This is a genomic window from Microbacterium sp. GQ128 (assembly GCF_059758615.1).
Map to the genome: position 1 here is coordinate 974,358 of NZ_JCAXDY010000001.1, position 18,401 is coordinate 992,758.

The window sequence follows — 18,401 nt, forward strand, 5'->3', positions numbered from 1 at the left end:
TTCTGCAACTCTGTCAGGACGCGAGAGCCTCAGAGGGCGGAGCCTGCGTGCTCAACGCGATCACACCGTAGTCCCAACCCTTGCGCCGGTAGACGACGCTCGGGTGGTCGGTGCGGACGTCGACGAACAGGAAGAAGTCGTGCCCGACCAATTCCATCCGATCGACCGCCTCTTCCACGGTCATCCACTCGGCGTCGAAGCTCTTCGTGCGGATGACGACCGGCGAGTAGCTCTCTTCCTCCGACTGCTGCACGGGGACGCTGCCCGTCGCGACGGCATGGAGCACATCGACGGATGCCGGCTGGACGTCGATGCCCTCCAGCGAGCCGCTGCCCTTCTCGAAGTGAGCGCCGCGCGGGTGCTGTCGGCCGTCGACACGCTTCTCCTTCGCGCGACGAAGCTGCTCGGACATCTTGTCGATGGCGAGGTCGAGAGCCACGAACTTGTCACCGTCCGTCGCCTCCGCGCGGACGACGGGCCCCTTGCCGACCAGCGTCAGCTCGACGGTCTCGTCCGGGATGCGGCCGTTGCGATACACGCGGTGGGTGACTTTGACATCCAGTCGTTGCGCCCGCGACGCGAACATCTGGACCTTGGCGATCTTCTCTTCGACAACGGTTCGGAAGCGATCGGTGATACCCACTCCGACGCCTACGATGCTTGTTTCCATTGCTGCCTCCTTGTCCCGGTCCTCCCGGCCAAGGGCGGACCGTGGTCGCCTTGTGTCACCCCACCGTAGTCCGACCGCCGACGGATGTCACGGGGTTGCGCCCCTGTGTCGGCGGTGCATTCTCGATGAGGTCCCTCAGAATCCCGATCGACGCGGCGTGGCGGCGAGCGCGACAGCCGCCACGGTGCGGAAGCCGGCCGCTTCGAGAACGCGGGATGCTTCATCGAGCGTCGCGCCGGTCGTGACCACGTCGTCGACGATCACGGCCTCGGCGCCCGCCCCCCGGCGCCGCGCACGCATCGCGCCACGGACGTTCTCCTCACGCTCTCGCGCGCCCAGGCCACGCTGATCGATGCCGGTGGCGGCGACCGACAGCACCGGTCGCGGTTCGGCGCGCGCGCGACGGATCAGCAGCTCGGGCACTCGATAGCCGCGGCGGCGGAACGCCCTCCGCGTGGTGGGGACCGGAACGATCCAGGTCATCGGCGTCACGAGCGGGGAGAGCACCGTCGCGAGCGCCGCGGCGAGCGGACGGGCGAGAAAGGTATCGCCCTCGCCCTTGAGCCGACGGATGCAGCGGGCCGCGACTCCGCCGAACTCGAGAGCTGCGTGCACCGGCAGTCCTCCCGGGGTCACCGACGATCGCGGACGCGGCGTCAGGTCGCCGCGGCACCGGGAACACAACAGCGTCCCCGGTTCATCGCACCCTGCGCATGTCGCCGCCAGCAGGAAAGCCGCCAGCTCCGCGCCGACACCGGGAAGAAGGGAGGATCGCTGCATCTGACGATTCTGACGCCGTGCGCTCGACTCCACCGATGACGCCGCCGCTACCGCCGCTGCCACCGACAACGGGGATGACTACCCCTGCCGTGCAGGAGGAGTCACTCCCCGACCCGAGTGGCGAGCACCGAGATGTCGGACGCGACCTCGCGCCACGCCGACCCCGCGTGTGCGAACAACTGTCCGCCCGCGCCGAGGATGCGGACACCGGCAGCGGTCCGCGCACCCGCGGCCGAGACGGAATCTCCCGGAGCCGCCTCCGACGTGCCGGGGCCGCCCACCGTCTGGGTGATGAGCCGGGGGCTCACCGGATCCACCAGCACACCGAGCCGGTCCGGCCCCAACCACACCAGACCCGTCGCCGGCTCGTCGATCTGCACCAGCTGCTTGGCATCGCCGAGCTCGACCGGAAGTCCCGTCGAATCGCGGACGACCGCGGCCACGACGACCCAGCGCTGCTTGCCGACGGTGACCACCGCGGCCACCCGGCTGCCGTCGCCGGCGACGCGCAGGTCCGAGACCGCGGATGCCGTCGGCCACGCATTCCCGATCGCGTGCGCGGCGATGTCGCTCCCCCACGCCTGAAGGGCCGCCGGGTCTCCTTCGGGGACGGTCCAGGTGTACCCGTAAGGATCGAGGGACGGCTCGATCAGTCCCGGCGGCGCGTCGAACTCGTTGCGGCTCCCGTCGCCGACCCGATACACCCGCCCGTCGCCGAGCTGGACGGCCGCGATCGAGTCGTCCAGAGCCACATCGATCGACGCGATGGGCTGAGGCATCGCAGCGATCTCGTCGCTGATTCCCGCGATCGGGGAGATCTCGTCCCCCACGATCCGACCGAACACGCCGTTCTGCAGCACGAGAGTGCCGATCTCCGCCGACGGCTCCACGACGTCGACGACCCCGGCGTCGACGTCGTGGCCGTCGACGGTGAACTGCACCCTGGTGACGGCGACTCCCGCGGCCCGGAGAGTGGCCTGCAACTGCGTGCGCATCCGGGAGAGCGTCGTCTCGTCGAGTGCGGCCGCCGGGCGGGTGAGCGCGACGTCGGCCACCTGCCCGGTGATGAGGACGGCATCCTGGGCCAGCTGCACATCGGCGGGGAAGGCGTTCTGCACGGCCGGGTCGAGCCAATCGCTGGGAGCATCACCGATCAGGGCCTGCGTCACGGTCGTCGCCGGACTCTGCCGCCGCGGGAACCACCGCATGTCAGGCACAAGGCGCGACCAGCTGAGGTCGAAGTACTGCAGCGGATAGCCCTCGAAGACGTTCTCGAATCGAGGCTCATCGATCACGATCCCGTCGAGCGCCTCCGTAATGCGCCACTCACCGTCCTCCATGCGCTGGAGTGTGAACGGCATGGTGGACGCGCCGAGTGCTTCCGAGTACGTGTTCGCGTCGTCGACACTCGCGACCAGGTCGAGCAGGACCTGGACGTCGGCCGAGTCCGCGTTCTCGACCTCCGCCTGCGGAACGGTGGAGGTGATCGTGCGCGTGTCGGTGCCGACGTCGATGGACACCCCTGCCGCCGGTCGCCACGTGCGCTGCAGGTCGGGAGCGAGGAACTCCCGCGCCGTGGCCCAGTTGTCGGACGTCGTGATCCCCGCTTCGAGGAAACCCTCGACGATCTCCTCGGGTCCGGCGCCCTTGATCGGCCCGGAGGCCACGGGAAGGAAGTCGACATCCTGCGTGGATTCGCCGAGTTCGAGCCCCACCGAGACCCCGCCGCTGGTCGGAAGTCCGGCGCAGGCCGTGAGCAGGAGCGCCACGAGGGCCACCGCCCCACCGCGCAGCGTCCTCGTCCATCCGGTTCGATTCATGACCTGTCGCTCTCGTCGAAGAGTCCGGGGGGAGGGTCGGTGAGGGAGATCGGCTGCGTCGCGTCACCGAGTTCTGCGAGCGGCTCCTGCGGTTCGATCGGGATCGGGCTCGGTCCGTCCAGCACGCCCTCGTGACGGGGAATCGTGAGGACGAAGTTCGTGCCGACGCCCCACTCCGACCAGACGGCGAGCGTGCCGCCGTGCAGCGTGGCGTCACCGAGCGCGATGGACAGTCCCAGGCCGGTCCCCCCGATCGTCCGCTGACGAGAGGGATCGGCGCGCCAGAACCGGTCGAACACCCGCTCCGCGTCCTCCGGCTCCATTCCCATACCGAAGTCCCGGACACCCGCCGCCACCGCGTGCTGATTGCTGTCGATGGTGATGACGACCGGGCGCCCCTCGCCGTGTTCGATGGCGTTGCCGATCAGATTTCGCAGGACCCGCCGCACGCGGCGAGGGTCCATGTCGACGGGCGAATATCCCCCGGGGGCGACCAGTCTCAGCTCCGTGCCATGCCCGTCAGCGAGCGGTCGCATCTGATCGATGATGTCCTCCGCCAGATGCGCGAGGCTCGTCGCCTCCAGCTCGAGCTGCACCGACCCCGCGTCGTACCGGCTGATCTCCAGGAGGTCGGACAGCAGCGTCTCGAACCGCTGCACCTGTGTGTGCAGCAGTTCGGCGGTGCGCGCGGTCGTGGGATCGAACTCCTCGCGCTGGTCGTTGAGCATGTCCGCGGCGAGCCGGATGGTCGTGAGCGGAGTGCGAAGCTCGTGCGAGACATCCGAGACGAACCGCTGCTGCACCATCGACAGCTCGCCGAGCTCCTTGATCTGCGCCTCGATGCTGTCGGCCATCGCATTGAAGGATCGACCGAGCACGGCCAGCTCGTCTTCTCCGTGCACATCGATGCGCACTCCGAGTTCGCCCGCCGCGAGTCGCGCGCTCGTCTCGGCGGCCTGCACGATCGGGGACGACACCGCCCGCAGGACGATCCAGGAGATGGCCGCGACGATGGCCACCAGCCCGATCCCGGCGATCCACAGGGTTCGCTGCACGAACACGAGCGTCTGATCGGCATCGCCGAGGTCGTAGGCGAAGTAGATCTCGAACGGCCCGGCTTCTGGCACCTGCAGCTGCTGCCCCACGACGATCCCGGGGACGGCCGGGCCGTCCTCCACCGGAAGCGCCACCGACTGCCAGGCCTGGCGATCGTCGAGCTTGACCACGCGTGCGCGGAGATTCGGGCTCAGCAGACTCTCGTTCAACCCCGCCTCGAAACCGTTCAGTCGCGCGGTGTCCGCGCCGGTGTCGATCTTGTAGCCGGCGAGCTGATCGGTGCTCGAGGTGCGGGCCAGGGTGTCCTGGATGCCGGCCCAGAGACTCGAGAGCGCAGCGGGGTCGTCTCCCACCTCGGCCACATCGAGGATGCGCTGGGCCTGGTCCACCGCGCGGCGGGCGTCTTCGAGAGCGACGGTCTTGCGCGAGATGAAGAGGTCGTTCTGGATCACGAGGGCCATCGTCACGCAGGTGATGAAGATCGCCAGCGAGGTCGCGAGCAGCGTGATCGAGAGCGTACGGAACCGCAGCGACCGTCGCCACAGGGTGCCGAGCATCGTCGGCCAGCCGCGCCAGTCGCGCAGGACAGCGACCGTCGTGGTGGTCGCTGTCGTCGCGGCCATCGTGCTCCTAGCCGACGCTCCCGGCACGGTAGCCGACGCCACGCACCGTCATCACGATCTTCGGGTTGTCCGGGTCGAGCTCGACCTTGGCGCGGAGGCGCTGCACGTGCACGTTCACCAGGCGGGTGTCGGCCTTGTAGTGGTACCCCCACACCTGCTCCAGGAGCATCTCGCGGGAGAACACCTGCTGCGGCTTGGAGGCGAGCGCGACAAGCAGTTGGAACTCCAGCGGGGTGAGCGCGATCGGCGCCGTGCCCCGACGCACCTCATGGGCGTCGACGTCGACGGTGAGGTCGCCCACCCGCAGCTGCTCGCTGGTGGTCTGCGGCGTCGGACGCAGACGGGTGCGGATGCGTGCCACGAGCTCCTTCGGATTGAAGGGCTTGACCATGTAGTCGTCGGCGCCGACCTCGAGGCCGCGGACGACGTCTGCGGTGTCGCTGCGCGCCGTGAGCATGATGATCGGGACGCCCGATTCCGCGCGTATGCGGGTGCAGATCTCGATCCCGTCCATGCCGGGCAGCATGAGGTCGAGCAGCACGAGATCGGGCCGCTGCGCGCGCCACTCGTCGACGGCACGCGCACCGTCCGCGCAGAACACCGGCTCGAATCCCTCGGTGCGCAGCACGATGCCGATCATCTCGGCGAGCGCTGTGTCATCGTCGACCACGAGAATGCGTGAGGTCATAACTGTTACCTTATGGCACCGAGTCCCGCCGACCCCAGGTCTGCGCACCACGTGTGCGGTGTGACACGATGGAGCCACCATGGAGGGAGTGCCTGTGAGTGGCCAGATGTGGACGCCCGCGCCGAAGAAGGGGGTCATCCCCCTCCATCCGCTGACGTTCGGGATGCTGCTGGGCCGGGCCTTCGCGGCCCTGCGACACAACCCGAAGGTGCTGTTCGGCTTCGCCGTCGTGATCCAGCTCGTCGCGACCGTGGTCACGGCGTCCGTGATGGGGGTCGTCCTGTTCACGACCTTCTCCCGCCTGGAGACCGTCTCCCCCTCCTCCCCCGACTTCGAGGCGGTGCTGGCCGGGACCATCGGGATCAACCTCATCGCCGGCCTCGGCGTCGGACTCGCGTCGATCGCCTTCACGGCAACGATGCAGGGTGTGGTCGCCGCAGAGATCGGCTACGCAGCCGTCGGAGTCAAGGCCACGCTGCGGATGCTCTGGCGCCGGATGGCACCGGCGTTCTGGCGTCTCGCCGGTTTCGCGTCGCTCTCGGTGATCGCCCTTTTCGGCATCCTCGCCATCGTCGTGAGCATCGTCGCCGCCTTCGTGGCCGGTGGTGCGGGCGGAAGCGTCGAGCTCATCGGCGTCGTCGTCCTCGTCGTGGTCCTCCTCGCACTCGCCGCGATCCCCCTGTCCGTCTGGCTGACGACGAAGCTGCTGCTGGTGCCGTCGATCCTCGTCCTCGAGCGCGCACGGTTCCGCGACGCCTTCGTGCGCTCCTGGCGGCTCACCCGCGGCCGTTTCTGGGTCGCTTTCGGCGTGACCTTCCTCATCAGCGCCATCATGGGCATCGCAGCGCAGGTGGTGAGCATCCCGGCCACGCTGCTGAGCAGCCTGCTCGGGTCGGTCATCGCGCCGACGGGCGCCGAGGACCCGAGCGCCATCGTCGGGTTCGTCCTCGCCTTCCTCGCACCTCAGATCCTGCTCCTGGTCATCCAGGCGATCACTCTCGTGGTGCAGAGCACCGGGTCGGCACTCGTCTACCTCGACTGCCGGATGCGGTACGAGGGGCTGGACCAGACGCTCATCGCCTATGTCGAGCACCGTGATCTGGGCGGGACGGAAGATCAGCTCGGCGATCCGTTCCGCGTCGATCCGGCGAGAGCCGTCACCTCCGCGCCTCCGCCCCGGCAGGTGCCGGACCACGTGCTGATGACACAGGGCGCCTCCCCGCAGGCGTATCCCGGACAGCCGTACCCCGGACAGCCGTATGCTCAGCAGCCGCAGCCGCACGGGCAGCAGCCCTACGCGCCACAGGCGTATGCACCGCAGCAGAGCAGCGCGCCGACGACGCCAGCGACCGCGCCGGTCACGAGCGCTCCCGGGGTGTTCCCGCCGCCTCCGCCACCTGCAGCAGCTGGCGCCGCGTCGAACCCGACTCCCGCATCCGGACCGGCTGACGGAGGCTGGGCTGCTCCCGGCAGCGACGACACGGCATGATCTCCCGGTTCGACGACCTGTTCATCCCCGACGGGGATGAGGCACGCCGATGGGCGGAAGACGAGCTCGCCAACCCGCGGTATGCGGACGCGAAGCCGACGTGGTTCGATCTCGTCGCCCGAGACATCGGCCGCTTCCTCGCCGATCTGTTCAGTTCCGACAACGGCGCGAGCATCGGACCGTCCGCCCTCATCATCGTGTCGGTCATCATCGTCGCCGCTCTCATCGCAGCCCTCGTCATCTGGGGTCGGCCGCGCAGCTCGCGTGCCGTTCGACGTGCACGGGGCGACCTCCTCGGCGAGTCCGATGACCGCACGGCGGCACAGCTCCGAGCCGATGCCGAGCGCAGCGCCCGCGCGGCCGACTGGAGCACCGCGACGATCCTCCGCTATCGCGCGATCGCACGCAGCCTCCTCGAACGCGATCTGATCGATCCCGCCCCCGGCGCCACCGCGCAGTCGATCGCTCGCGATGCCGGCGCCGTCTTCCCGGATGAGGCCTCAGCGCTGCGCCGCGCAGCCGTGGCGTTCGACGACGTCCGTTACCTCGGGCACCCGGCGACGGCGGAGACCTACCAGGATCTCGCGGCAACGGACGAACGTCTCCGCACCCGTCGCCTCGAGGCGGTGCCGGCATGACCGTGACCGTGCAGAGCGGCACTGCCGCGGCGACGGCCGAGCGTCGACCACGCAGAAGGAACACCGTCCTGGGCTGGGGCATCATCGTCGTCCTCGTCCTCGTCGCCGTGTTCGTCGCCGTCCGCGTCAGCGCCTCACCACCGGCGGACCACGGAGCTCTCGACCCCGAAGGGCGTGATGACTCCGGTGCCCTCGCCCTCGCGGAGATCCTTCGCGACCAGGGCGTCGAGGTCGACGTCCGACGATCGCGGGTGGAGGCGCGTGCCGCCGTCGATGAGGGAACCACGCTGGTCATGGCGAATCCGTACACGCTCACCGATGACGCCCTCAAGACCCTGATGGAACCGGCCGATCGCGTCGTCTTCCTCTCGACGAGCTCGCACCTGCTGAACACGCTGCGCATCGGCGAGAACGCCCCGGGCACGCGCTCGGCCGTGGAGGCGGCGTGCGATGTCCCGGAGTTCGCGGAGGTCGGCACGATCCGCGCCGATCGTCTCTTCTCCCCCGCCGCTGAGGTCGAGGGGTGCTTCGGAGATGCCGACGGCGCCGCCGTGCTCGTCGATGACCGCGCCGGAGACCGCCGCGTCGTCGTGGAGGGTACCCGGCTCTTCAGCAACGCGTACCTGGCGGAGAAGGGCAACGCCGCGCTCGCGCTGGCACTGCTCGCGCAGACCGAACGGGTCGTCTGGTACGTGCCGAGCCTCGGCGATTCCGACATCGAGGGCAAGTCGGTCGACACCCTGGGGACCCTCACTCCCCCGTGGGTCACACCGGCGATCCTCCTGCTGCTGCTCGCCGGAGTCGCCGCGTCGATCTGGCGCGGTCAGCGTTTCGGGCCCCTCGTCGCCGAGACGCTGCCGGTGACGGTGCGGGCGTCCGAGACGATGCACGGCCGCGCACGTCTCACCGCCAGGGCCGCTGATGCCGCGCACGCTGCCGAGGCCCTTCGCGACGGCGCGCAGCGGCGCCTCGCCCGCCGCCTGGGCCTGGCCGTGCATGCCGGCGCGGACGAGGTCGCCGACGCCGCGTCCGACCGGCTCCGGATCCCCCGGGGAACCCTGCAGACGCTGTTGGCGGGGCCTCTCCCCACCGACGACGCCGCCCTGGTCGACCTCGCTCGACGTCTCGACGAACTCGAGGCGGCCGTGGAGACCAGCACCCGTCGACCGACCATCCATCCCACAGAAGCCGAGGGAACCACGTGACCGTTGAGAACCACTCCACCGACGACGCCGCGCTTCGTCAGGCCATGCACCGGGTGCGCACCGAGGTCGACAAGGCGGTCATCGGCCAGGCCGGCACCGTCACCGGCCTCCTCGTCTCGCTGCTCGCACGCGGCCACGTGCTCCTGGAAGGAGTGCCCGGCGTCGCCAAGACGCTGGTCGTCCGGTCGTTCGCACGTGCCCTCGGCCTCGACACGAAACGCGTGCAGTTCACGCCGGACCTGATGCCGGGCGACGTCACGGGTTCCCTCGTGTACGACGCGCGCACGGGCGAGTTCGACTTCCGTGCCGGCCCGGTCTTCACCAACATCCTGCTCGCGGATGAGATCAACCGGACACCGCCAAAGACACAGGCCGCCCTCCTCGAAGCCATGGAGGAGCGCCAGGTGTCCGCCGACGGTGTCAGCCGCCCGCTTCCCGACCCCTTCCTCGTCGCGGCGACGCAGAACCCGATCGAGCACGAGGGCACGTACTCGCTGCCCGAAGCGCAGTTGGATCGCTTCTTGATGAAGCTCGTCGTCGGCATGCCGGAGCGCGACGCCGAGGTGTCGGTGCTCCGCCGGCATGCCGAGGGCTTCTCCCCGCGCGAGCTGACCGGCGTCGAGGCCGTCGTCTCCGCGGACGAGATCCGCGCGGCACAGCAGGCCGCCGCCTCGGTCGACGTCACCGACGACGTGCTGGGATATGTCGTCGATCTGGCGCGCGCGACGCGGCAGTCCCCCTCCGTCGAACTCGGCGCGAGCCCCCGCGCCTCGACCGGCCTCCTGGCCGCCGCCAAGGCCTGGGCGTGGTTGAACGCCTCCACCGCGGTGACGCCCGATCACGTGCAGACGATGCTCGTGCCGGTGTGGCGCCACCGCCTCCAGCTGCGGCCGGATGCCCAGATGGAAGGCGTCTCCGCTGACGCCGTGCTCACCTCGGTCGTGCAGCAGACCAGGGTTCCGATCTAGGTGTTCATCACCGGTCGTCTCGCCGTCGCCCTCGCCGTCGGTGTCGTCCCGCTGGTCCTCGCTGGGCTCGCGGGCTATCCGCCGTACCCGGTGCTGGGCGCCTGGATCGGCCTGTGCATCCTTCTGGTCGTCGTGGATCTCGCCCTCGCCGCGAGCGCCCGGTCGGTGACGGTCAGCCGCCGGTTGCCCAAGCGCGCACGGCTCGGCGAACAGGTTCCGGTGAGCGTCGCCGTCCACAACCACGGCGCCAGGGCGCTGCACGCGGTGATCCGCGACGCCTGGCAGCCCACGGCCGGTGCGCCCGCCGAGAGACAGCAGCTGCGGGTGGACCCGGGCGAGCGCGGTCGCGTCGCCATCCCCCTCACTCCGCGCCGACGCGGAGAGCTGGTGAGCGAGTTCGTGATGGTCCGATCGCGCGGGCCCCTCGGTCTCGCCGGTCGACAGGCACGGCATCCGGTCCGAGGGACGATCCGTGTGCTTCCCGCCTTCACCTCGCGAAAGCACCTCCCGTCGAGGCTGGCTCGGCTGCGTGAGCTGGACGGCAACACGAGCATCCAGGTCCGAGGCCAGGGAACCGAGTTCGACTCGTTGCGCGAGTACGTCCGCGGCGACGATGTGCGTTCGATCGACTGGCGCGCGACCGCCCGCGCCGGCACCACGATGCTGCGCACCTGGCGACCGGAACGTGATCGGCATGTCGTCATCATCATCGACACCGGTCGGACGGCAGCCGCCCGCGTGGGCGACGGCACCCGGGTCGACGCCGCCCTCGAAGCGGCGCTGCTGCTGGCAGCCCTCGCCTCGCGGGCAGGAGACCACGTGCACCTGCTGCTGTACGACCGCGTCGTGCGCGGCCGGGTCACCGGTGTGGACGGCACGGCGCTCCTGCCTGCGATGAGCGACGCCATGGCGCCCGTGCACGCGCGCCTGGTGGACACCGACTGGCACGGTGCCTTCGCCGCCGTACGCACGCTCACCACACGGCCTTCCCTGATCGTCGTGCTCACAGCGCAGGACGCCGCCGAGTCCGCTCGCGGCTTCCTCGGTGCCTTCCCCACCGCGTCGCGTGCGACCACCGTGCTGGTCGGGTCCGTCACTGACGACGGCATCGCCGCGCTCGCGCGTGAACGCGGCTCACGCGAAGAGGTCTATCTCGCCGCGGCGGCGGAACGGACGCTGCGCGATGCCGAGAATGTCGCGGACGCGATCCGCCGAGCGGGTGGCGAGGCGATCGCCGCCGATCCGGAGGAGCTCCCGCCCCGCATCGCCGACCGCTACCTCGAGCTGAAGGCGGCCGGCCGGCTCTGACCGCTGCCGCCCTCAGGCGGTCCGCGATCAGCCGGTCATCAGCCGGCGATGAGTCGAGGCGTGCCCGCTTCGTACTCGACGAGGTCGCCGGTCTCGCCACGGCGATGCGCCCGCCCGCCGATGAGGAGCATGTAGATGAGGAACACCGCCAGCGCGGCAGCGCCGATTCCGATCTTCACCGGCCACGGCAGCCCCCAGCCGGTGACGAAGCCCTCCACGAGCCCGGCGAGGAAAAGGGCGAACACGAGCCCGAGTGCGACCGTCGCGAGCGATCGCCCCTCTTCGGCCAGCGCCTCCCCGCGGGTGCGGTGTCCCGGAGCCACCCACGCCCAGAACACGTGCAGACCGGCGGCGGCCGCGACGAAGATGCAGGTCATCTCGAGCATGCCGTGCGGAAGGATGTAGAGCACCATCAGGTCGGCCTTGTCGTGCGCGGCCATCACCGCGCCGGACGTCCCGAGGCCCATGGCATTCTGCACGAGCATGTACACCGGCCAGATTCCTGTGACGCCGAAGAGCACGCACTGCATGGCGATCCAGGCGTTGTTCGTCCAGACCATACCCATGAACTCGGCAGCGGGGTTCTCGGTGTAATAGCCCGTGAAGCTCTCGTCGGCATACTGTTCGAGCTGGTCGGGCGGTCCGAGAGTTGCGATGAGGGCCGGGTCGCTCGCGATCCACGCCGCCGTGCCGACCGCGACGGCGATGAACGCGAGCGCGATCACCAGCGTCGTCCACCGCAGCCGGTACAGGGCGGCCGGAAGCTGCAGTCGGAAGAACCGAGCGGTCTGGGTGAGGATGCTGTCGGATGCTCCGGTGAGGCGCAGCCGGGCGCGAACCAGGATCGTGGAGAGGTAGGCGCCTTGCGGGGAGTCGCCGACCGACGTCTTCAACTCGGCGAGATCGGCGGAGGCGGCGCGGTACCGCACGATCAGTTCGTCCACGCCGCTGCCGTCGAGCCGGGCTCGGCTGAGTTCCTCGAGCCGTTCCCATTCCGCACGGCGAGCATCGGTCAGCGCATCGGCATCCACCTGATTTACTGTACTCATGTCCGTCCCGATCGACGTCTCCGACGAGGTGCTCTCCGGCGAAGCCGTCGCGATCGACGTGCAGCCGGTCGGCTTCCTCCTCCGCGCTCTGGGCGCCGCGATCGACATGCTCCTCGGGTACGCGGTGTTCATCCTCTGGCTCTTCCTGCGCATCTGGCTGCTCGATGCCGGCGTGCTCGACGATGCCACCGACCGCATCGCGACCGTTTCGGCGATCGTCGTGAGCTTCGTGGTGCTGCCCATCACGATGGAGGTCGCCCTGAAGGGCCGCAGCCTCGGCAAGCTCGCCGTCGGAGGGCGGATCGTCCGCGTGGACGGCGGTGCCGCCGGATTCCGGCACGCGTTCATCCGCGCACTCCTCGGCGTCCTCGAGATCTACATGACCTTCGGCGGCATCGCCGTGCTCACCGGCGCTTTCACGGCGCGATCGCAGCGTCTGGGCGACCTGGTCGCCGGCACCTACAGCCAGCGCGTCCGCACTCCCGCGCTCCCCTCGCACGTGCCGGTACTGCCCCCTGCCCTGGCCGGCTGGGCGCAGATCGCCGACGTGGCGCGCATGCCCGACCGCCTCGCGCGCCGGATCTCGCAGTTCCTCGTGAGCGCGCCGCGGATGGTCCCCGCCGCTCGAGCTCGGGTGGCGCACGATCTGCTCGCCGAGGCGACGCCCTTCGTCTCGCCGATGCCGCCGGCGCCGCCGGAGCAGGTGCTGGTCGGCATCACCGTCCTGCGGCGGGAGCGGGAGCGGCGAGCGCTGGAGAACGCCGACCGTCGAGCCGAGCGCCTCACCGGCCGACGCGTCGGGGTCTGATCCGTCCCCCGCTGCGCCCGGCCGCGGGAGCGATCAGTAGCGGTAGTGGTCGAGCTTGTACGGTCCGTCCACCGGAACGCCGATGTACGCCGCCTGCTCTTCGCTGAGAGTGGTGAGCCGCACACCCAGTGCGTCGAGGTGGAGCCGGGCGACCTTCTCGTCGAGCGCCTTCGGGAGGACGTACACACCGGTGGGATAGGCGGCGATGTTCGTGTAGAGCTCCAGCTGCGCGAGCACCTGGTTGGTGAACGAGGCGCTCATGACGAACGACGGATGCCCCGTGGCGTTGCCCAGGTTCATCAGGCGCCCCTCGCTGAGCACGAGGACGCTGCGTCCGCTCGGCAGACGCCATTCGTGCACCTGCGGCTTGATCTCGATCTTCTCGGCGCCCTCGATGGCTTCGAGGCCCGCCATGTCGATCTCGTTGTCGAAGTGGCCGACGTTGGCGACGATCGCGAGATGCTTCAGCGCCTGAAGATGCTCTGTCGTGACGACATCACGGTTGCCGGTGCCGGTCACCACGATGTCGACCTCACCCGCGACGTCGATGAGGCGTGCGACCTGGAACCCGTCCATGGCCGCCTGCAGTGCGCAGATCGGATCGACCTCGCTGACGATCACCCGGGCACCCTGTCCGCGGAGCGCCTCGGCTGCGCCCTTGCCCACATCGCCATACCCGCACACGAAGGCGACCTTGCCGCCCATGAGCACGTCGGTCGCACGGTTCAGACCGTCCGGGAGGGAGTGCCGGATGCCGTACTTGTTGTCGAACTTGCTCTTGGTCACCGAGTCGTTGACGTTGATGGCCGGGAAGAGCAGCTCCCCTGAGGCCGCGAGCTCGTAGAGCCGGTGCACGCCGGTGGTGGTCTCCTCCGTCACCCCGATGAGCCCTGCGGCGAGCTTCGTCCAGCGATCGGTCGACGACGCGAGCGAACGGCGCAGCAGGTCCAGGATGACCGAATACTCGTGCGAGTCGGCGTCGGTCGTAGCCGGGACCGCACCCGCCTTCTCGAACTCGACGCCCTTGTGCACGAGCAGCGTGGCGTCACCGCCGTCGTCGAGGATGAGGTTCGGCCCGTCGAATCCGCTCGACGACCAGTCGAAGATGCGCTCGGTGCACGCCCAGTACTCGTCGAGCGTCTCCCCCTTCCAGGCGAAGACCGGCACCCCCGCCGGGGCGTCGACCGTGCCACCTGGGCCGACCACGACGGCGGCGGCTGCTTCGTCCTGGGTGGAGAAGATGTTGCAGCTCGCCCACCGCACCTGGGCGCCGAGCGCCACGAGCGTCTCGATGAGCACGGCCGTCTGCACCGTCATGTGCAGAGAACCCGCGATCCGCGCTCCCTTCAGCGGCTGCGCGGCACCGAACTCCTCCCGGAGCGACATCAGCCCCGGCATCTCGTTCTCGGCGAGCCGCAGCTGGTGACGGCCGGCTTCAGCGAGGGACAGGTCGGCGACGCGGTATTCGAGCTCAGGCATTTTCGTATTCTTCCATCACGATGAAGCCAGCACAGCGTATGCGTCAGAAGCGGATGGCGTCGATCACCTTCACCCGCAGCGCGACGAGTGCGGGGATGAACCCCGACACCGCACCGACGATCACGGAAGCGACGAGCCCGACGAGGGCTGCCCGCATCGGGAACGGCGGGACGTCCTGGATGCCGTAGAACATCGAGGTGACGACCCAGTCGGAGCGCAGCACCGCGACGACGATCGCGATCCCGATCACACCCGCGACCGTCGTGGCGACGAGACTCTCCAGGAACACCGCGAAGAACACACGCCCCGAGCTCGCACCGAACGCACGGCGGACTCCGATCTCGCGGACGCGCTGGCGCATCGCCACGAGCTGGATGTTGATCAGGCTCAGTGCACCGAGCGCGAGGATGAGCGCGGCGATCCCGCCCGTGATCATCTCGAATGTGGCCTGGACGTCCATAGCTCCCGGTTGCGCCGCCCAGTCGGTGCGGCTCACCGACACCGTCTGCCCCTCGGGCAGCCCTGCGCGCAGGTCCATCGCCAGCACCGGGCCGATCTCGTCGGCCTGCTGGGCTCCCACCCAGACCTCGTACTGCGTCATGGCATCGGGCGGCAACGCGTCCACACGAGCGCGATACGCGTCATAGAGCAGGTCGACCCGCAGTTCCTCGTCGCCGAACCCCTGGCGCGGGACGATGCCGATCACCTGGTAGGTACCACCGGCCGGACCACCGAACACGACGGTCGGATGCTGCGCCAGCGGCACCCGACCCAGACGGTCCCACAGCGCTTCGGTGATGACCACCGGTGGGGCCAGGGCCTCGACGTCGGTGTCGAGGAACCAGCGTCCCTCGAGAAGCTGCTCGCGGTGGATCTGCGAGAAGGCCGGATCCATCACGCGCGCCGGGACCGGGGTGATGCCCTCCGGAAGCTGCGCGTCCATCATGATCCCCTGCGCGATGCGCGCCGTGTGGCTGAAGCCGAATCGCTCCGAGACGCGGCTGAAACGAGCATCGAAGTCATCGGGATCCACGGGAGAGCCGTCGCCAGTGCTCGCCGCGACGACGAGGGTGGCCACACGCCCTCCCCAGCGGTCGGACTGCTCGGCCTGGAACTGACGCTGATACTCCGAGATCGCCACGACCGCCGTGAGCGCTCCGACCGACACGGCGATGCCGATCAGGCTGAGCAGCACACGGAGCTTGTGGACGCGGATCTCGGCCCACGCGTCGGAGAGCGCGCCGAGGAAGCCCGTCACGAGACGACCTCGGACGCAGCGGGCACGGCCACGGGCGGTGCCGGAGCGGTGGCCGCGGGCTGCGGTGGAGCGGCGGGCTGCGGTGGAGCGGCGGGCGCGGGAGCCGCGAGCGTCGAGGCCTCGAACGCACGGCTGAGGTCCGCGGTCTCCAGGCGCCCGGCGTCCAGTCGGAAGTGCCGACGAGCGCGGGCCGCCACGTGGAGGTCGTGGGTGATCGTGACCAGGGCGGCATCCGTCTCGGTGGCGACCTCGTCGAGGAGCGACATGACCGAGGCTCCGGTGTCGATGTCGAGCGCGCCGGTCGGCTCGTCGGCGAGGATCAGGACGGGTCTGCGCACCAGTGCCCTGGCGATCGCGACACGCTGCTGCTCACCACCGGAGAGCTTGTCGGCGATCTGGTTCACCCGGTGGCCGAGTCCCACCCGTTCGAGCATGTCCGCGGCGATCTGCCGTCGGTTCCAGAACGTCTTCCCCTTCGCATGGCCAAGGGGCATCATGACGTTGTCGAGTGCGGTTCGACCCGGGAGCAGGTTGAACTGCTGGAAGACGAAGCCGACGTTGTCGCCGCGCAGTCGATCCAGGCGCCCCGAGCGCATGCGACGAACCTCCCGCCCTTCGAACGAGACGGAGCCGGACGTCGGCGAGTCCAGCATCCCGAGGATGTTGAGCAGCGTCGACTTGCCGGAGCCCGAGCGGCCGACGATCGAGACGTGGTCTCCGGCGCCGACCTCGAGAGTGATGCCACGGAGGATCTCGAGCTGCGAGTCGTCGGCGAGGAGGACGCTCTTGGTGACGTCCTCCAGAGCGACCAGAGTCACCAGCTCATCCCGCTGTCGCACTGCTCCACGCCCGGGGAGACCTCGTAGCAGAACTCCTCGACCGGGGCGACGAAGCCCGGCACGAACTGGCGGATGCTCTCGCCCTCCTCCAGGCCCTCGGTGACCTCGACGATCGTCCCGTCGTTCACCCCGAGCTTCACCGCGCGCTCCTCGGGCTCCGCACCGTCGGCTGCATCGACCCAGACGTTCCCTGAGCCCGCGCCGCCCTGCACCGCGGTGACCGGGATCACGAGCGCGTCCTCGACCTGACCGAGGGCCAGATCCATGGTCGCAGGGAGCCCGGCGAAGACGGTCTGCCCGGCGGGGATCGCGCAGCGCACACTCGCCGTGCCCTCTGCGGTGACCTGCACACGGACGCCCGTGCAGGCGAACGGCGCCGGACCGCCGGTGATGGTGACCGTGGCCTCACTCGGCGCGTTGACGAGGCGATACAGCTGCACGGGGTCGACGGTCGCGAGGAGGTGGTACCGCGCGGGCGTGAGACTGAAGATCTCGGTGCCCACCGACGTCGGCTGGCCCTTCACGAGCGCGATCTCGGACACGTCGCCGGCCTCCGACGCAAGCACGTCGATGTCCTTGCGGGGATCTTCCTGGCGGATGGTGAACAGCTTCTGGCCCGCTGATACCGCGGCACCCTCACTCACGTGAACGGCGGTGACCGTGCCGTCGACCTCGCTGCGCACCGCGAAGATCTCATCGCGCGCGACGTTACCCGTCAGGCTCAACGCGTTCACGACGGATCCGCGCTCGACGGCCACCACCGGATCGGTGATCGCCGCTTCCGGGCTGACCATGCTCTCGGCCCGGTCGGGGAAGAAAGCGATCTTGACGAGTGCTGCAGCGCACGCGCCGATGACCACGACGAGAAGCAGGGGGAAGATCCAGCGACGCCAGACGATCACGAGTGCCTTTCCGGCAGCGCCGCCCTGGCACGCCTGGAGTCAGCGTATCCAGAAACAGTTTTCCCAGTATCGCGAAGGCGACCGCGTGTCGACGCGCCCTCAGGCTCGAAGTGCTTCGTGCCTCACGACGAGCCAGCCCGCCGGCACCGAGAGTCGATCGGCATGCGGCGAGCACAGGTCATGCGCCTGCGGGTCGTTCGCGGCGCCGAGCGGACCGAGTGCCGCCATCTTGTCCCCATAGTCGTAGGTGAGGGTGGCCACGGCTTCTCGCGCGCAGCCGACCTTCGAGCACAGTCGTCCGTCCATCTCCGTCAGCGTACGGCTCGCACGCATCCGAGCCGGGGATGCCGCGCCGCGCACGTCGGCACCGCCTAGACTTTCGACATGCCCCGTCGCCGCGCCGCCCACGCCTCTGCCGCTCCACGGCGCGGTGCGCGGCACGGCCGCCACGGGCGTCTGGGCCGCAGCGAGGTCGTCCGCCCGCCTCTCGCGCCGCTCGACGGCCGTCTCGATCGTTTCGATCTGACCGTCGGAACCGCCGTCGAGTTCTTGCGCGGGACGTGGCCGGAACTCCAGGACGTCCGGTTCGAGATCGGCGCGATACCGGCGTTCGAAACGACCGATGCGGTTCCGCGTTGGCATCTCGATCGGGAGAACCGGCGCATCGTGCTGTTCCGGCTGCCCATCGAGCGTCTCCTGCCGCCGGGGCACGACGATGCCGCGCACCGCCGCATGGCGATCGAGAGCGCGGTGTTCCGGGCGGCCGCGGAGTACGTCGGCCGCGAACCGTGGGATCTCGGCCACGAACACTGAACCCGCCG

18 protein-coding genes are annotated in these 18,401 nt (G+C 69.6%); 7 read left to right on the forward strand and 11 right to left on the reverse strand.

Annotated features, from left to right (window positions below):
• Nucleotides 1–13 precede the first annotated feature (13 nt).
• The 5 genes from hpf to mtrA form a co-directional block, all read right to left on the reverse strand.
• A complete protein-coding gene (gene hpf / locus AC6CHX_RS04730; protein ID WP_136043426.1) occupies nucleotides 14–670 on the reverse strand; it encodes a ribosome hibernation-promoting factor, HPF/YfiA family in 657 nt (218 codons plus the stop codon).
• Between the two features lie 135 nt (nucleotides 671–805).
• Nucleotides 806–1,285: a ComF family protein gene (locus AC6CHX_RS04735; RefSeq protein WP_498271811.1), complete on the reverse strand. Its 480-nt coding sequence runs from the start codon at nucleotides 1,283–1,285 to the stop codon at nucleotides 806–808.
• Between the two features lie 266 nt (nucleotides 1,286–1,551).
• Nucleotides 1,552–3,270, reverse strand: coding sequence for an LpqB family beta-propeller domain-containing protein (locus AC6CHX_RS04740; protein WP_498271812.1), 1,719 nt, complete (start codon nucleotides 3,268–3,270; stop codon nucleotides 1,552–1,554).
• A complete protein-coding gene (gene mtrB / locus AC6CHX_RS04745; RefSeq protein WP_498271813.1) occupies nucleotides 3,267–4,949 on the reverse strand; it encodes an MtrAB system histidine kinase MtrB in 1,683 nt (560 codons plus the stop codon). Before mtrB ends, AC6CHX_RS04740 begins: the two co-directional genes overlap by 4 nt.
• A 7-nt stretch (nucleotides 4,950–4,956) precedes the next feature.
• Entirely contained in the window at nucleotides 4,957–5,637 is a 681-nt protein-coding gene (mtrA, locus tag AC6CHX_RS04750) for an MtrAB system response regulator MtrA (RefSeq protein ID WP_136043429.1), read from the reverse strand.
• Between the two features lie 94 nt (nucleotides 5,638–5,731).
• On the opposite strand from mtrA, the gene AC6CHX_RS04755 reads away from it, so the two are divergent.
• Genes AC6CHX_RS04755 through AC6CHX_RS04775 form a run of 5 tightly spaced genes read left to right on the forward strand, consistent with a single transcriptional unit; the run spans nucleotide 5,732 to nucleotide 11,245 of the window.
• A complete protein-coding gene (locus tag AC6CHX_RS04755; RefSeq protein ID WP_498271814.1) occupies nucleotides 5,732–7,126 on the forward strand; it encodes a glycerophosphoryl diester phosphodiesterase membrane domain-containing protein in 1,395 nt (464 codons plus the stop codon).
• Nucleotides 7,123–7,764 carry a DUF4129 domain-containing protein gene (locus tag AC6CHX_RS04760; protein ID WP_136043431.1) on the forward strand — a complete coding sequence of 214 codons (642 nt, stop codon included), beginning with the start codon at nucleotides 7,123–7,125 and terminating at the stop codon, nucleotides 7,762–7,764. Before AC6CHX_RS04755 ends, AC6CHX_RS04760 begins: the two co-directional genes overlap by 4 nt.
• A complete protein-coding gene (locus AC6CHX_RS04765; RefSeq protein ID WP_498271815.1) occupies nucleotides 7,761–8,969 on the forward strand; it encodes a DUF4350 domain-containing protein in 1,209 nt (402 codons plus the stop codon). The genes AC6CHX_RS04760 and AC6CHX_RS04765 overlap by 4 nt, the downstream gene beginning before the upstream one ends.
• A gap of 44 nt (nucleotides 8,970–9,013) precedes the next feature.
• Entirely contained in the window at nucleotides 9,014–9,937 is a 924-nt protein-coding gene (locus tag AC6CHX_RS04770; RefSeq protein WP_240745165.1) for an AAA family ATPase, read from the forward strand.
• Complete coding sequence (locus AC6CHX_RS04775) at nucleotides 9,938–11,245, forward strand: DUF58 domain-containing protein (RefSeq protein WP_498271816.1); 1,308 nt, start codon at nucleotides 9,938–9,940, stop codon at nucleotides 11,243–11,245.
• Nucleotides 11,246–11,283: 38 nt separating this feature from the next.
• On the opposite strand, the gene AC6CHX_RS04780 is transcribed toward AC6CHX_RS04775, so the two are convergent.
• The gene (locus AC6CHX_RS04780; RefSeq protein ID WP_498271817.1) at nucleotides 11,284–12,276 is read right to left on the reverse strand and encodes a stage II sporulation protein M; all 993 of its coding nucleotides are present in this window, start codon (nucleotides 12,274–12,276) and stop codon (nucleotides 11,284–11,286) included.
• A gap of 16 nt (nucleotides 12,277–12,292) precedes the next feature.
• Between AC6CHX_RS04780 and AC6CHX_RS04785 the strand changes: the two genes are divergently transcribed.
• Nucleotides 12,293–13,102 carry an RDD family protein gene (locus AC6CHX_RS04785; RefSeq protein ID WP_498271818.1) on the forward strand — a complete coding sequence of 270 codons (810 nt, stop codon included), beginning with the start codon at nucleotides 12,293–12,295 and terminating at the stop codon, nucleotides 13,100–13,102.
• A gap of 33 nt (nucleotides 13,103–13,135) precedes the next feature.
• On the opposite strand, the gene ahcY is transcribed toward AC6CHX_RS04785, so the two are convergent.
• The 5 genes from ahcY to AC6CHX_RS04810 form a co-directional block, all read right to left on the reverse strand.
• Nucleotides 13,136–14,581 (reverse strand): adenosylhomocysteinase, encoded by a 1,446-nt coding sequence (ahcY, locus tag AC6CHX_RS04790; RefSeq protein WP_498271819.1) that lies wholly within the window; start codon nucleotides 14,579–14,581, stop codon nucleotides 13,136–13,138.
• A 43-nt stretch (nucleotides 14,582–14,624) separates the two neighbouring features.
• Nucleotides 14,625–15,839 (reverse strand): ABC transporter permease, encoded by a 1,215-nt coding sequence (locus tag AC6CHX_RS04795; protein WP_498271820.1) that lies wholly within the window; start codon nucleotides 15,837–15,839, stop codon nucleotides 14,625–14,627.
• On the reverse strand, nucleotides 15,836–16,657 hold the full coding sequence (locus AC6CHX_RS04800) for an ABC transporter ATP-binding protein (protein WP_498271821.1): 822 nt from the start codon (nucleotides 16,655–16,657) through the stop codon (nucleotides 15,836–15,838). Before AC6CHX_RS04800 ends, AC6CHX_RS04795 begins: the two co-directional genes overlap by 4 nt.
• Nucleotides 16,654–17,580, reverse strand: a complete 927-nt coding sequence (locus AC6CHX_RS04805) for an efflux RND transporter periplasmic adaptor subunit (RefSeq protein ID WP_498271822.1) — start codon at nucleotides 17,578–17,580, stop codon at nucleotides 16,654–16,656. The genes AC6CHX_RS04800 and AC6CHX_RS04805 overlap by 4 nt, the downstream gene beginning before the upstream one ends.
• A gap of 99 nt (nucleotides 17,581–17,679) precedes the next feature.
• On the reverse strand, nucleotides 17,680–17,886 hold the full coding sequence (locus tag AC6CHX_RS04810) for a DUF3499 family protein (RefSeq protein ID WP_029261978.1): 207 nt from the start codon (nucleotides 17,884–17,886) through the stop codon (nucleotides 17,680–17,682).
• A gap of 78 nt (nucleotides 17,887–17,964) precedes the next feature.
• On the opposite strand from AC6CHX_RS04810, the gene AC6CHX_RS04815 reads away from it, so the two are divergent.
• A complete protein-coding gene (locus tag AC6CHX_RS04815; RefSeq protein ID WP_240745172.1) occupies nucleotides 17,965–18,393 on the forward strand; it encodes a hypothetical protein in 429 nt (142 codons plus the stop codon).
• Nucleotides 18,394–18,401 lie beyond the last annotated feature (8 nt).